At 30.1% G+C, this 14,630-nt stretch carries 14 protein-coding genes; 13 read left to right on the top strand and 1 reads right to left on the bottom strand.

What is annotated here, in order from left to right; all coding sequences use genetic code 11:
• Nucleotides 1-5 precede the first annotated feature (5 nt).
• The 6 genes from EDC18_RS05485 (at nucleotide 6) to EDC18_RS05460 (ending at nucleotide 7,095) form a co-directional block, all read left to right on the top strand.
• A complete protein-coding gene (locus EDC18_RS05485) occupies nucleotides 6-380 on the top strand; it encodes a BlaI/MecI/CopY family transcriptional regulator (protein ID WP_132251122.1) in 375 nt (124 codons plus the stop codon).
• A gap of 2 nt (nucleotides 381-382) precedes the next feature.
• Nucleotides 383-2,617, top strand: coding sequence for a M56 family metallopeptidase (locus EDC18_RS05480; RefSeq protein WP_165878490.1), 2,235 nt, complete (start codon nucleotides 383-385; stop codon nucleotides 2,615-2,617).
• Nucleotides 2,618-2,967: 350 nt separating this feature from the next.
• Entirely contained in the window at nucleotides 2,968-4,029 is a 1,062-nt protein-coding gene (locus tag EDC18_RS05475; RefSeq protein ID WP_165878489.1) for a linear amide C-N hydrolase, read from the top strand.
• A 499-nt stretch (nucleotides 4,030-4,528) separates the two neighbouring features.
• On the top strand, nucleotides 4,529-5,899 hold the full coding sequence (locus tag EDC18_RS05470; RefSeq protein ID WP_132251110.1) for a citrate/2-methylcitrate synthase: 1,371 nt from the start codon (nucleotides 4,529-4,531) through the stop codon (nucleotides 5,897-5,899).
• Between the two features lie 160 nt (nucleotides 5,900-6,059).
• The gene (locus EDC18_RS05465; RefSeq protein WP_132251108.1) at nucleotides 6,060-6,485 is read left to right on the top strand and encodes a flavodoxin; all 426 of its coding nucleotides are present in this window, start codon (nucleotides 6,060-6,062) and stop codon (nucleotides 6,483-6,485) included.
• 16 nt (nucleotides 6,486-6,501) lie between these two features.
• The gene (locus EDC18_RS05460) at nucleotides 6,502-7,095 is read left to right on the top strand and encodes a DUF3793 family protein (protein ID WP_165878488.1); all 594 of its coding nucleotides are present in this window, start codon (nucleotides 6,502-6,504) and stop codon (nucleotides 7,093-7,095) included.
• A 51-nt stretch (nucleotides 7,096-7,146) separates the two neighbouring features.
• Here EDC18_RS05460 and EDC18_RS05455 read toward each other — a convergent pair whose 3' ends face one another.
• A complete protein-coding gene (locus tag EDC18_RS05455) occupies nucleotides 7,147-7,854 on the bottom strand; it encodes a helix-turn-helix domain-containing protein (RefSeq protein ID WP_132251104.1) in 708 nt (235 codons plus the stop codon).
• A gap of 200 nt (nucleotides 7,855-8,054) precedes the next feature.
• Here EDC18_RS05455 and EDC18_RS05450 point away from each other — a divergent pair, with 200 nt between their 5' ends.
• Genes EDC18_RS05450 through EDC18_RS05420 form a run of 7 tightly spaced genes read left to right on the top strand, consistent with a single transcriptional unit; the run spans nucleotide 8,055 to nucleotide 14,618 of the window.
• The gene (locus tag EDC18_RS05450; protein ID WP_132251102.1) at nucleotides 8,055-8,558 is read left to right on the top strand and encodes a flavodoxin family protein; all 504 of its coding nucleotides are present in this window, start codon (nucleotides 8,055-8,057) and stop codon (nucleotides 8,556-8,558) included.
• 14 nt (nucleotides 8,559-8,572) lie between these two features.
• A complete protein-coding gene (locus tag EDC18_RS05445; RefSeq protein ID WP_132251100.1) occupies nucleotides 8,573-9,316 on the top strand; it encodes a nucleotide-binding protein in 744 nt (247 codons plus the stop codon).
• Nucleotides 9,317-9,321: 5 nt separating this feature from the next.
• Nucleotides 9,322-10,248 (top strand): ABC transporter substrate-binding protein, encoded by a 927-nt coding sequence (locus EDC18_RS05440; protein WP_132251098.1) that lies wholly within the window; start codon nucleotides 9,322-9,324, stop codon nucleotides 10,246-10,248.
• 10 nt (nucleotides 10,249-10,258) lie between these two features.
• The gene (locus tag EDC18_RS05435; protein WP_132251096.1) at nucleotides 10,259-11,248 is read left to right on the top strand and encodes a FecCD family ABC transporter permease; all 990 of its coding nucleotides are present in this window, start codon (nucleotides 10,259-10,261) and stop codon (nucleotides 11,246-11,248) included.
• The gene (locus tag EDC18_RS05430) at nucleotides 11,248-12,072 is read left to right on the top strand and encodes an ABC transporter ATP-binding protein (protein ID WP_132251094.1); all 825 of its coding nucleotides are present in this window, start codon (nucleotides 11,248-11,250) and stop codon (nucleotides 12,070-12,072) included. The genes EDC18_RS05435 and EDC18_RS05430 overlap by 1 nt, the downstream gene beginning before the upstream one ends.
• Nucleotides 12,047-13,378: a nitrogenase component 1 gene (locus tag EDC18_RS05425; RefSeq protein ID WP_132251092.1), complete on the top strand. Its 1,332-nt coding sequence runs from the start codon at nucleotides 12,047-12,049 to the stop codon at nucleotides 13,376-13,378. Before EDC18_RS05430 ends, EDC18_RS05425 begins: the two co-directional genes overlap by 26 nt.
• Nucleotides 13,365-14,618: a nitrogenase component 1 gene (locus EDC18_RS05420; protein ID WP_132251090.1), complete on the top strand. Its 1,254-nt coding sequence runs from the start codon at nucleotides 13,365-13,367 to the stop codon at nucleotides 14,616-14,618. The genes EDC18_RS05425 and EDC18_RS05420 overlap by 14 nt, the downstream gene beginning before the upstream one ends.
• Nucleotides 14,619-14,630 lie beyond the last annotated feature (12 nt).

Raw genomic sequence — 14,630 nt, 5'->3', positions numbered from 1 at the left:
CAATTATGAAAGCAATACCACAGATTTCAGAATCTGAATTAGAAGTTATGAAAATATTATGGGAAGTTGGGGATAGTACTAGCGCTAACATAGTAGAAGTACTAACAAATCGAACAGATTGGAAAGACAAAACAGTTTATACACTGATCAATAGGTTGGTTGCAAAAGGAGCTATAAAAGCAGAAAAGACAGATGGAAAAGCTTATATATATTCTCCTAGTATATCAGAAATTGACTATCAAGAATTTGCTAACAACTCATTTATACAAAAAGTTTATAATGGTTCGGTAAAGATGATGCTAACAAGTTTTGTGAAAGAGCATAAGATAACAAAAGAAGATATAGATAACTTAAAAAGGATCCTTGACGAGGAGGATTAATATTGGTAAATATATTAAACAATATATTTAATTTAGTCATAACAACGTCCCTATATGCAACAGTTGTAGGTATAGTAATAATTTTATCTAAGACCATCCTCAAAGACAAATTAAGTGGTAGATGGCATTATTTCCTATGGGCAATTTTAATATTTAAAATAATTATCCCATATGGACCAGAGAGCCAATTGAGTATTTTTAATCATCTCAATTGGCCTAATATAGAAAATAGCATAAATATTACATTGCTAGATAATGAAAAAGTCCAACAAAGGAATCCTATTCAAATCACAAATCTTGAAAATAGCATACAAAACAATTCGACAGTAGATCTCTTACAAGAACATAATAAATCGGATGATATCTTAAAGGAACCTATAGTTTTTAATAATATTAATAATACATATGATGGAGGTACGGATGTATATTATGTACCTGATGCGAAAAGTATTTTTATTTTTATTTGGTTATTAGGAGTCTTTTCTTTTATATTGTGGATTATTTATACTTACTTTGCATTGCACAAAAAGATTTCAATGGGTTATGTATTAGAAGACGATAGAGTAAATGTAATTCTTGAACATTGCAAGAAAAAAGTAAGAATTAAAAAAAATATAAATATATTTATACAAGATGTAGTGAATACGCCATCTTTATTTGGTGTATTTAAACCTAGAATACTATTAAAATTAGATGTGCTAACATTATCAGATAAAGAAATTGAATATATTTTCCTACATGAATTGGCACATTATAAAAGAAAAGATTTACTAGTTAATTATATATTGTTAATACTTCAAAGTTTACATTGGTTTAATCCTATTATTTGGCATTGTTTTAAGTTAATAAGACAAGATATGGAAATAGCTACAGATGATAATGTTATTGATGTTCTTACAAACAATGAGTATAGGGATTATGGGAAAACCCTTCTAGTAGTCCTTGAAAAATTCTCAATGGATAAATTTATTCCTAATGTAGTAGGGGTAGTTGACAATAGAAGAAGTATTAAAAGAAGAATTAAGATGATTAAGGCATCGGAAATCTCTAAGAGAAAAAAAGGGCTCTGTTTTATTGTAGGGATAATTTGTATTACCCTCTTAGGAAGTGTTTTATTAACTAGTCCAATTTCTAGTTTTAGTGTAGATAAAGAGCGTAATTGGTCACTGGATATTGAGCAAATAATGGAATTTGTAGATTCAAATAATTATGATTTAGTAGCCCTTGTAGAATCATTATATTATGGTGAAAATGTTCAATCATTAGAAGTCAATGAGGAGAGCATACGAATAGATTACTATTTTGAAGAAAACATTGAGTTAGATATAATTAATATAAAAGAAACGCTCAAAAAAAATGCGACGATTTTATATGCATTTCCATTAATAAAAAACCAAGAAGTTATATTTTTTAACATACTTACAAATGATGAAGACATTGCTTTGAATTATCATGTAGAAGATATAGCTCAAGATTTTGATATTCAATTAAGTGAGTATTTAAAAAGTGAAGATACACTAAAAGAGCTGTTAAAATTAATGAATGAAGATTTTATTATTAATTATCACAGCAATTACCCATTAGAGTACCAAACAGGAATAGTATTGTCTTCACAATACAATGGTGAGCTAGATAGAGTTATATATTCTACGGACTATGGTTTTTTTTCAATAATTGATAATCATACAGAAAAAGCAAATTTTATTGGTAAAAAAGCTGAAGTATCAACAGACACTATATTATGTTGGAAACCTTATAATGATGAGAACATAATAATTGAAGAGCAAAAAGTCAAGATAAATGTAAGTATATTAGATTCTGATAATGTTGTATTTAAAGAAAGAGAATTCTATATTTATATTAGTGATTCACAAGTGAAATTATCTAAGATGCCTTTTATTAAATCCAGCCCAATATATCCAAGTGTAGAAGTGTATGATTCTTTACTTGACATGGAAAGGAAATCACCAAGTAGAGTTTTTTTAGCTGAGGAAAAAATAAGTATTGTAGATGGATTAATAGAAAATGCAACAAAATTAGATCCTAATGTGTTTATGGTAGAAAGACCTAGTTATTATTTTAAAATTAATGATGTAAATGGAGAAAGCATAACAGTTATATTATGGAAAGATATCGTTGGTGCCCTTGTATTTGAAAATAGTAATGAGCCAGTGCATTATGTAACCTATAATGATATAAAAAAACTAAACAGTATATTATATTCATCTACTAATTAATCAAAATAATAACTTCCATTTTTTGATCAACCTATAAAAGATTATAGGTTGATTTTTTTTATGAAAAAAATAAATTCATTTTTGTAAACATTGCAAAAAAACCTTGACAATATAATATTACGATTGTAATATATAGATAAGTATTACATATGTAATAATTTATTTGTATTCAAAGCATCTCAATTATTGCTAAAAATACTTTTAAAAATATCAAATAATGCTAATGAATACAGTCCATTTTTATGAGTTAAATTAAACTACAATGGGCAATGAAAAGGCAAGGAAATTCACTGAATCAATACTGTTAAGTATTATAATTTTTGTAATAACAATTAATGGAGGGGTTATACATGAAAGAGATTAAAAATGGCAGAAAAGTAAAGAAGAAGCAATCTATTAGAAAAATTTTTTTGATCGTAATAAGTATAATTATAGTACCAATATTAATGTTCGTTGGACTGTTTCATAATGAAATTGCAACCATTGCATCTATTAAAAAAGTAGGAAACTTGCCATTTTATGAGATGAAGTATTATGGTGGGTATTCTTTTGATAAATACATTGAGAAAGGGGCATCTAGTGAAGAAGAATTAGAAAGCTTTATAAAAAATAACCTAGCTTATGGATTATTAGATGGTTGGGATGAAATTTATGATTTTCAAGGCTGTGCTGTTTTTACAGCAACTACTCCCGAAGGGGATAGAATTTTTGCAAAAAACTTTGATTATCCTTATACCATTCCAGTGGTAATTGAAACAAACCCTAAAAATAGCTATCAATCTATTGCAATGGGAAGTTATGCTTTTTTTGGTTGGAATAATGATACAGATGATACTAAAATGAAGTCAAAACTTACGACATTGGCTGCACCATACCTAATCGTTGACGGTATGAATGAAAAAGGTTTAGCAGTGTCTACATTAACATTAGAGGGTTCAAAAGCCCCTGTTGATAAAGATAAAAAAACATTTTTTGATATAACAATTTTACGATATATTTTAGATAAAGCTGGAACCGTTGAAGAAGCACTTGAAATCATATCTCAATATAATATTGCATTATATAAAAATTATCCATCCCACTTTATATTTGCTGATGCGACAGGAGATTCCATAATTATAGAATTTGTTAATAAGGAAATGAAAGTTATTGATCAAGAAAAAGATTATCAAATAATAACCAATCATCAACTGTATAATAACCCGAACCCAAGGAGAGGGTGCAAACGTTATAGTTATTTTGAAAGAACTTTAACTGCATCAAATGGTATATTAACTGTCGAAGAGGCACTTGAATTACTACATTCCCAAGCAAATCGTCAATTCTGGTCTGTCGTATACAATTTAACCCAAAGAACCGTTGCAGTAACTTTTCATAACGACTTAGAAACAGTGTACTATTATGAAATTTAATACAGATAAGACTGAAAGTTATTGCAACAACAAGTGATTAAAGAAGGAGAGGCTTGGTCTGTAGTTTATAATCTAACTAAAAAAACTATGTCCCTTACAGTTTACGGAGACTACAATACAGTGCATTTATATAAAAGTAATTAATAAAGGAAAGAATTTTTAACCAAGCTTTGTGTAATTTATTTATACAAAGCTTTTTCCTTTTCATTTATTTACAAAATAACTGAAAAATTGCATGCTTTATTTATTGACTAGAATGTAGTATAATTATAATACGATAGTGTAAATATATAAAGCTATACATATCTCTAAATACATTTTCGTATCACGTGTTTTTTGACACGTCTTATGGGAACTGGGATTTTTGTTTCTTTCTATTAACAACTCTGTACTTAAAACAAAGCCTTATACCTACGATTAAATTAGATATGTTTTTGTATATATAAAGTAAAAAAGGAAAATAAAAAGATAAAAGATAAGATAATTAGGAGGGATTATTATGAGCAAAAAGAAATTTCTCGATCAAATTGAGAGTCCAAGATTAAATGAATTAAGCGATCTAGCAGAAAAATGTAGCTATATAAATCCAGAATTGTATACAAAATATGAAGTAAAAAGAGGCCTTAGAGATATAAACGGCAGAGGTGTCATGGCTGGATTAACAGAAATTGGTGAAGTACACTCATACATTATAGATGAAAATGAAACCATACCAGTACCAGGTAGATTAAGATATAGAGGAATAGACATAAATGATTTGGTAAATGGGTTTGTTTCAGATAATCGTTATGGATTTGAAGAAACAACGTATCTACTAATGTTTGGCAAGCTTCCAAACAGAAATGAATTAATAGAATTTCAACAAATGTTAGGAACTTTTAGAGAATTACCAGGTTCTTTTGTTAGAGATATAATAATGAAAGCACCGAGTAAAAATATGATGAATGTGCTTGCACGAAGTGTTCTTTCTATGTACAGTTATGATGAAAAAGCTGATGATAATAGTGTTCAAAATGTAGTAAGACAATCTTTAAGAATGATAGCCTATTTTCCATTAATTGCGGTATATGGGTATCAAGCTTATGACCATTATTATAATAAAAACAGTTTAATTATCCATAGTCCAAAACCTGAATTAAGTACAGCGGAGAACATTCTCCATATGCTTAGGCCAGATAGTAAGTATACTGAGCTAGAAGCAACTTTATTAGATTTAGCTTTGGTATTACATGCAGAACATGGTGGTGGTAATAATTCAACTTTCACAACCCATGTTGTTACATCTTCTGGAACAGATACTTACTCAGCTATTGCAGCTGCATTAGGTTCCTTAAAAGGTTTTAGGCATGGAGGCGCTAATATAAAAGTTGTTCAAATGTTTGATGATATTAAAGAGAACATCAAAGATTGGAAAGACGAAGATGAGATATTTGCTTATTTAGAAAAAATATTAACAAAACAAGCATTTGATAAATCAGGACTTGTATATGGAATAGGACATGCAGTTTATTCCGTTTCAGATCCTAGAGCAGTAATATTCAAAGAATATGTTGAAAAACTTGCTAAAGATAAAGGATTAGAAGATGAGTTTTTACTATATTCTAAAGTAGAAGAAGTTGCGCCACAAGTAATTGCACATTTAAGAAAAATGTATAAAGGCGTAAGTGCTAATGTAGATTTTTACTCTGGATTTGTGTATAGAATGTTAGGAATACCAGAAGAATTATATACGCCATTATTTGCAATTTCAAGAATTGTTGGATGGAGTGCTCATAGAATTGAAGAGATTGTTAATAACGGAAAGATTATAAGACCAGCATACAAGAGTATATCAAAAAAACAAGAGTATGAAGAACTAGATAATAGATAGTAAGTTAAAAAACGCATAATGATAATTTATCATTATGTGTTTTTTAATGTGTAAAATTAAACACAATAAGTAGAAAGATGATATTGACATTCATTATCAATATTTGGTAAAATATACAAGGTGGTAAAAGTATAAATATTATTATAAAAGGAGGATATTTATGAAAATTATAACAATAATTTATTGGAGTGGTACTGGTAATACTAAAATTATGGCAGATGCAATTGCAGAAGGTGCAAAAGAAGGTGGCACAATTGTTGAAGTATTAGATGTTAATAAAGCTTCTGTTGATAAAGTTTTAAACTCTGATGTTGTTGCTTTTGGATGCCCATCTATGGGAGATGAAGTTTTAGAAGAATATGAGATGGAGCCTTTTATGGAATCATTAGAGAAAGTAGATTTAAATGAAAAAGCAGTAGCCCTATTCGGCTCATATGATTGGGGCGATGGTCAGTGGATGAGAGATTGGGAAGAGCGTATCAAAAATATGGGTGTTAATTTGTTATCAGAAGGGTTGATTATTCAAAACACACCTGATGATGATGGTTTAGAAGAATGTAGAGTTTTTGGAAGGAATCTTAAGTAAAAAGGATGTGGCTATATTGGATAATACAATGAAATTAAAATATTACACTTTACTTAAAAATTTAGAAGGAAAAGAATTTTTGTCATCTTTAATCGCATATAACGCTGCACCAACAATTGAAGATGAAAAACCTTCATCTCTGATTAGCTTTAATGCCAGTAAAAAAAATCTTTTAACATTATGGCAAAAGTATAAATTTCAAGTATGCGATGAATTAGGTTTGAATTTTTATGAAATTAAAGGCGATCACAATAAAAAACTTGTTCTATTCTTTAAAGAAGATTTTTTAGAAGAACATTTGTATAAAAGGGACTCTTTAAAGTTTTTAAAAAACATTGGATATAAAGAAAAAATGTCTTTAATAGAGATGTTAAATATATTAAGGAACAGATTTGAAGTTGAAAGTTGCCCACATGAGGTTGGTATTTTTTTAGGAATCCCAATAGAAGATGTTGAGGCTTTTATTGAGAATAAGGGTGAAGGATATTTATTTTATAAATACTGGAAAGTATATCACAATCCAGAAGAAGCATCAGAGATATTTAATCGATATGATAACTCAAAAGAAGTTATAATTAATTTCATTGAAAGAGAATATTGTCCAATATAAACAAAAGGGATACTTAGTTGAATTAAGTATCCTTATTTTTACCCTTTTTTACTATAGCATAGAACTTCGATATTTCTTTGGAGACATATTGGTATGTTTTTTGAATTGTGAAGAAAAATAGCTTTGGCTACTAAAACCGAGGGAAATGGCTATATCCAAAATGCTTTTATCAGAATGTTTTAAGAGGAATTTACTTCTTTCAATTCTTATATGGGTTAAGTAATTAGAAAAAGTCATTTTTGTTTCTTTTTTAAACTGGCTGCAAAAATAACATTTACTTAAACAAACTTCATTAGCAACCTCATCAAGAGTTATATCCTCTCCTAAGTGATTATGTATATAATTAAGTGCTTTTTTTATACATTCATCTTCTACTTTAACGAGGGAAGAGACTTGTTTGCTATAGGCTGTTATGATATCTTTTCCTATAGCAGTTAATTCTATAATAGAGGAAGTTTTTTCAACAAGACTTATAAAAGCTTTTGTTTTCGCTTTAGCTGTATATGGTGAAACACCCCTCACAATTACATTATGACATAATAAAGAACAAAGACCAATCATATGGTTTTTTAATGAGCGTATGGTGTCTTTGTTACCTGATATATCATAAAAAAACCCTTTATTTATCAGGTCGTCCCATATATTTAAAGCCTCGTCTAATTCATTTGTACATATCTTATTTATAAGTGATATTTCCATCTTATAATTCTTATAATACTCATCTATATTTTCTCTAGGATAATGTATATTAATATCCATAACACACCCCTCTTTTTAAAATGATAATCATTATCAATAATAACATTTTATTTTAAAAGTGTAAATACAAATTAACATTAAACAGAAGTTCAAAAGATATTATAAAAAATCAAAATATAGTGATGTAAAGAAAAGGAAAAATAGTGTATTATTTGAGATGCAAGTTCAATTGAGAAACATTATCATTTAGGGGGATTGAAATGAGTTCTGTAATTATTTATTCATCAGCTACAGGTAATACAAAAAAGGTAGCCTATGAAATACTAAAAACTATGCCTGAAGATACTAAAATATATGATCTACAAGAGTTTCAAGGTGATGTAATAGAAGAAAATTTAATTCTTGGTTACTGGGTTGATAGGGCAAAACCAAATAAAGAAATGTTACACTTTATGGAAACCTTATCAGATAAAAAAGTAATCACCTTTGGAACATTAGGTGCTTATCCAGATTCAGAGCATGGAGAAACAACTAAGAAAAATGTAACAGAAATTCTAGAAAAACACAATACAGTCTTAGGTAATTTCTTATGTCAGGGGAAAATTAATCCTAGAATTACTGAAATGTTTAAACAAGCCAGTACTGATTCACCTCATCAAATGACTGAGGAAAGATTAAAAAGACATCAAGAAGCTGCCTTACATCCAAATGAAGAGGATTTTGAAGCAGCTAGAGCCTTTATTAACGGTATACTAGAAATTTAAGTGAGGAGTTTGTAATGAAAAAGATAGCAATATACGGAAAAGGTGGTATAGGTAAATCTACCACTGTATCTAACTTATCAGCAGCTTTATCAACCTTAGGGTATAAAGTCATGCAAGTAGGTTGTGACCCTAAAGCAGATTCCACAAAGAATTTAATGAAAGGTGCGTTTATCCCAACAGTACTTGATGTATTGAAAGGAAAAGAAGATATTGAGTTAGAAGATATCATATTTGAGGGATACAATGGTGTTCTTTGTGCAGAAGCAGGAGGTCCAACGCCTGGAATAGGATGTGCAGGTAGAGGTATTATCACTGCTTTTGAAAAACTAGAAGAACTAGAAGCCTTTGAAAATTACAATCCTGATATCGTTATTTATGATGTATTAGGAGATGTTGTTTGTGGGGGGTTTGCAATGCCAATTAGAAATCAATATGCTAACGAAGTTTACATTGTTACATCAGGAGAAATGATGTCAATGTATGCAGCATCTAACATATCAAGTGCTGTAAAGCAATTTAAATCTAAAGGCTATGCAAAGTTAAAAGGATTAATCCTAAATGCTAAAAATGTAGAAAATGAAGTGAACTTAGTAGAGAGATTATGTACAGAAATAGATACAAATATATTTCATTACATACCAAGAAATCCTTTAGTACAAGAAGCAGAAAATGATGGAAAAACAGTAGTGGAAGCTTTTAAAGAAAGTGAAATGAGCAATATTTATATTGATTTAGCTAAGAAAATAATGGAGGAATAAGAAAGATGAAAAAAATATTAAGTGTTTTATTAATCATAAGTTTAGGGTTATTAGTAATAGGTTGTTCAAAAAAAGATGAAGTTGCTCCAACAATTGTTGTAAGCGATGGGATTCAAGAAGTTGTAACTAATGAGGAACCTGAAGAAGTAGAAACATTAAGAGTAATAGCTGGAACTGTTGCATCAGCAGAGTTTTTAGACTTATTAGATATTACACCTATTGGTGTTGTTTCTACAGCTCATAAATTACCAAGTAGATATGATAACATCCCACAAATAGGAACGGCAATGAGTCCTGATTTAGAATTCATTGTATCGTTAAATGCAGATCTTTATATTTCAGATAATGGTTTAAAAGAAAACATTGAAGCATTATTAGAAGGTCAAAACTTAGAAACTATGTTTTTAATAAACAATTCTTTTGATGATGTTATGAGAAACTTTGAAGAGTTAGGTTCTTTTTTTAGAAAAGAAGATAGAGCTGGTGAATTGGTTAAGGAAATGAAAGACAAAGAAGAAGAAATTTTAGCATCTATAAAAAATAAAGAAGTTTCAAGGGTAATGATAATATTTGGTACACCTGAAAGCTTTATGTTAGCAACAGAAAGATCTTATGCAGGAGGTATCGTAAAAAAACTTGGCGGGATTAATGTGACAGACGACATAAAAAATGCACCACCTAGTCCATATATTCCATTTAGCTTAGAAACAGTAGCAGATCTTAATCCAGATGTAATATTAAGATTATCTCATGCTGCACCAGAAGCAACTAGAGCCGCATTTGAAAGAGAGTTCGCACAAGGATTCTGGGTGAATTTAGATGCAGTTAAAAACAATAGAGTATACGATTTAGATAATAATTATTTTGGTGTTACAGCAAATGTTAGAGCGAAAGACTCTTTAGAAAAGATGGCAGAAATTCTTTATAAATAGGAGAAGTTAAATGTTTGATAAAATAAGGGAAAAAAAACACTATGTTATTATAGCTTCAATGCTTCTTCTCATATTTTTTATACTACTATCTATTAGAATGGGAAGTGTACAGTATAGTTACAATAGAATATTTCAAGCATTTATAAATAGTGATATGACTTCCGATAGAAACATTCTTATAAACATTAGGCTACCAAGAATACTAGTAGCTATAATGGTTGGTGCCAATCTTGCTGTTGCAGGTGCATTGCTCCAAGCCGTTATGCAAAATCCTTTAGCAGACCCTGGTTTAACTGGGGTCTCTGCAGGAGCAAGCTTAGTAGCCATTATCATATTGCTTTTATTTCCCCAATACAGCTATTTGGTTCCTATTGCAGCATTTGTTGGTGGAGGGATTGCTTGTTTTGCAGTTTACATATTGGCTTGGAAAGATGGAATAAAGCCTTTAAGAATCATCTTAGCAGGGGTTGCTATAAATGCTATCTTAGGAGGTGGAACTTCACTATTATCTATTTTATATAGTGATAGAATTCAAGGGGTTTTACTTTGGGTCAATGGTAGTATGGCAGGAAAAAAATGGGGAGATGTAAAGGTATTAGCCATCTATAGTTTTATTGGGCTAATTTTATCTCTTTTTTGTATTAGAAAGGCAAATATTTTGCAATTAGGAGATGAAATGTCATCTAATCTAGGGGTAGATACCAATAAATATAGAGTACTTTTGTCATTAGTGGCGGTATTTTTAGCAGGGATTTCTACTGCTGTTGTTGGTATTATTGGATTTGTTGGTTTGATTGTTCCCCATATAGCAAGATTGCTTATTGGTTCGGATTATAAATATTTATTGCCTTTTAGTATTTTGCTAGGAAGCTCCATCCTTTTAATGGGGGATACCTTTGCAAGAACAGTTATGAAACCTATTGAATTACCAGTTGGTGTGATTATGGCCGTTATTGGAGGACCGTTTTTCTTGTATTTATTAAGGAGGGGTAGAGCATAATGATAGAAACAAAAAATTTATGTATAGGATATGATCATAAAATTATAGTGAATGATTTTTCTTTTGGTGTAGAAGAAGGGAACATTGTATCCATTATTGGACCAAATGGCTCAGGAAAATCCACTATATTAAAAACAATTTCTAGATTTCTTAAACAAAGGGACGGTGCTGTTTTCTTAGATAAGGAAGATATGAGTCTTTTGAATGTGAAAAAAGTAGCTAAAAAAATGGCTTCGCTTTCTCAATACAATAGAACACCTGAAGATGTAACGGTAGAAGATTTAATTTATTATGGAAGAATGCCACATAAAAAATGGTATGAAACCAGGAACAAAGAAGATCAAGAGATTATCCAATGGGCTATGGATCAAACCTCCATTAATAAATTTAGAAATAAAAGAGTTGTAGAATTATCAGGTGGAGAAAAACAAAGGGTATGGGTTGCAATGGCACTAGCTCAGCAACCTAAAATACTTTTATTAGATGAGCCTACAACATATTTAGATATCTGTCATCAATTAGAGGTTATGGAACTGGTTAAGAAATTAAATAAAGAGTTAAAGCTTACTGTTATTATGGTTTTACATGATTTAAGCCAAGCAGCAAAATATAGTGATAAAGTAGTGGTCCTTAAAGATGGGAACTTAGTTGTAGAAGGTGAACCATCAAAGGTTCTAACAAGGGAACTCATTAGAGATGTTTATAATGTGGATGTTTTTATAAAAAAAGATGTAACAGATGAATTTATCATTCATCCTGTTGGTGTTTGTAAAGAATGTGAAATGAGGTGTATTAATAATGAACACAAAATTGCAGTTGTCTAAAATCTCAACATTAAATGATATTAATAAAACAGAAGATATAAGCGCATTGTCCCATGCTATTTTTCCAGGGACACACTGTCCATTATTCGGGGTGGCAATGATTGCTTCTTTTATAGAGGATTTAGTCGTTTTAGTAGCAGGTACACAAGAATGTACTTATTATGTTAAGAATTTTGCCCATCATAGACAAAAAGGAAAAGATAATTTTTACTCAGTAGTGACCAATAAACACGATATTACATTTGGTTGTGAGAAAAAACTAAGAGAAGTGATAAAAGAAATAGATACAAAGATCAAACCCAATGCCATAATGGTTGTAACAACCTGTGTTTTAGAATTAATTGGTGAAGATGTTGAAGGTTTAGGAAGAGAACTAGAGAATGAAGTGAATGCAAAAATTCTAGTAGTGCCAACAGAACATTTTAAATGTAATAGCCATATTCCAGGTATGGAAAGAAGTTTAGAGAAGTTGATTACATTAATGGAAAAATGTGAGATAGATAAAAAAGCCATTAATATATTAGGACATAGACAATCAGGGGTAGAAGATACAGAATTAATGAAAGTTTTACTAGAAGAAGGCATAACCATTAATTCAGTTATTCCTTCAAAGTGTACAATTGAGGAATTAAAAACAGTACCAAAAGCAGGTTTAAATATTGTGACTGATTTTATTGCCTTATCATTGGCTAGAAAGATGGAAGAGACATTTGGTACACCATATGTTTTCTTTGGTAAGCACTTATCTGTTGAGAGAATTAGAGAGAAGTACTCTAAGATTGAAGAAATTTTAGGTATATCCATTTTAGATCAATTGGTAGAGAAGGAAAATGAATTAAATGGATTAATTGAAACAGTAAAAGAGGAACTAGAAGGCAAAACATTTATTTATGGAAATACACCAATGATGGCTTTTGAGGTATCTAGTTTTCTATGTGATTTAGGGTTAGAGCCAGCATTAATTCAAGTAAGAGAATTATATGAAAATGATGACATCTTTATAGATGAAATAAAGGCACATCATTACAATCCATACATAAGTAAAATAGCCAATATTGCGCCTATGGGAAAAGTCTATGATACATTAAAGCCTAATTTTTATATAGGTCATGAAAACCCTATGAATTTAATGAAAAGAGATATTGTTCAAGTAACATTAGATGACTCTACAAAACAAATAGGATATGAAGTACCAATTTATACTCTGAATAAAATATTAGTATCTTATAGACAACAAGAAGAATTGAAAAGAAAAATGACAGCAATGATGTCAGGACGAGGAGGTGCAGCCCATGGAGCTGTATAAATATTTTCCTACCCCATCAGATAGAATGGGTACATTATGGACGTTAACCTCTATAGAGGATGTGTATATCATAGAGTTTGGTCCTGCTGGAACAACTCACTTTGCTATTGAAGGGACTATGGGCCTTAATGGGGAACATAATGCCAATGTTTTTACAACACATATCAATGAAACAGATATCTCTTTTGGGGATCAAGAACGATTAGAAAAAGCAATAGAAGAAATAGATGCTGGACATAATCCAAAGTACATCTTTATAATGGCTTCTTCAATATCTGCCATTATAGGAACGGATATAGAAAGTGTTTGCTTTGAAATGCAGCCTAAAATAAATGCAAAACTCATTCCTGTAACTACAGGTGGTTTTAGCGGAGATTATGCTTTAGGTGTAGAGAATACAATGCATTTATTATGCAAAGAAATAGTTCAAGAAACAGAAGTTAAGAAATTAAGAAGTTATAACATTATTGGTAACAATATAGACAGCTATAACTTTTTATCAGATGTAGAAGAAATAAAAAGCATCATGAAGGAGGCTTTTGGATTCGAATCCAATACTATTTTTACAGCTTATACTTCAGTTGATGATATTGAGAATACTGCCTGTAGCGAATTCAACCTAGTATTAAGAGGAGAAGGCATAAAAGCAGCTGATTATCTTGAAAAAGAACATAACTTGCCTTATTACTACGGTAAGCCATATGGTTTAGAAGGCACTATGGAATGGATTAACCAAATTAAAGAAAAATTCCAATTAAAATTAGACCAACAATATATTGGAAAGCAGATGACACTCCTTAGAAAATATTTAATGAATTATAAATTTATGACTAGAGCTTTGGATAATAAAAAAGTGGTTTTAGTTGGAGATTATGATATCGTTGTAGGTTTAGCATCCCTAGTAGAAGAATTGGGATTAGAAGTTGAAAAGATTATTGTAAAACATAAAATGTGTAAAAAAATTAAAGATCTAATACCACCAAGGTATGCTACTAGAATAGACTTTGACAAAAGTGAAGCTGAAATAGAAGAATACCTTAGTGAAACACCAGTTTACTTAATATTAGCAGATGGGTCTACTTTAGAATTAGCAAATCAAAGTGAAATCAGCCTTCAAATAGGTAATCCTAATATCGTAAAACGCAATATATATCCATATACACCTTTTGTAGGGTTTAAAGGCTTATTATTTATGATACAAAACTTAATAGAACTAGAAAACAAAAAAGGGATAGCTTAGGCTATCCCTTTT

The sequence above is a fragment of the Natranaerovirga pectinivora genome (assembly GCF_004342165.1).
GTDB lineage: Bacteria > Bacillota > Clostridia > Lachnospirales > DSM-24629 > Natranaerovirga > Natranaerovirga pectinivora.
The sequence above is the reverse complement of the archived record's forward strand: the minus strand, read 5'-3'. Positions and strand labels throughout refer to the sequence as shown.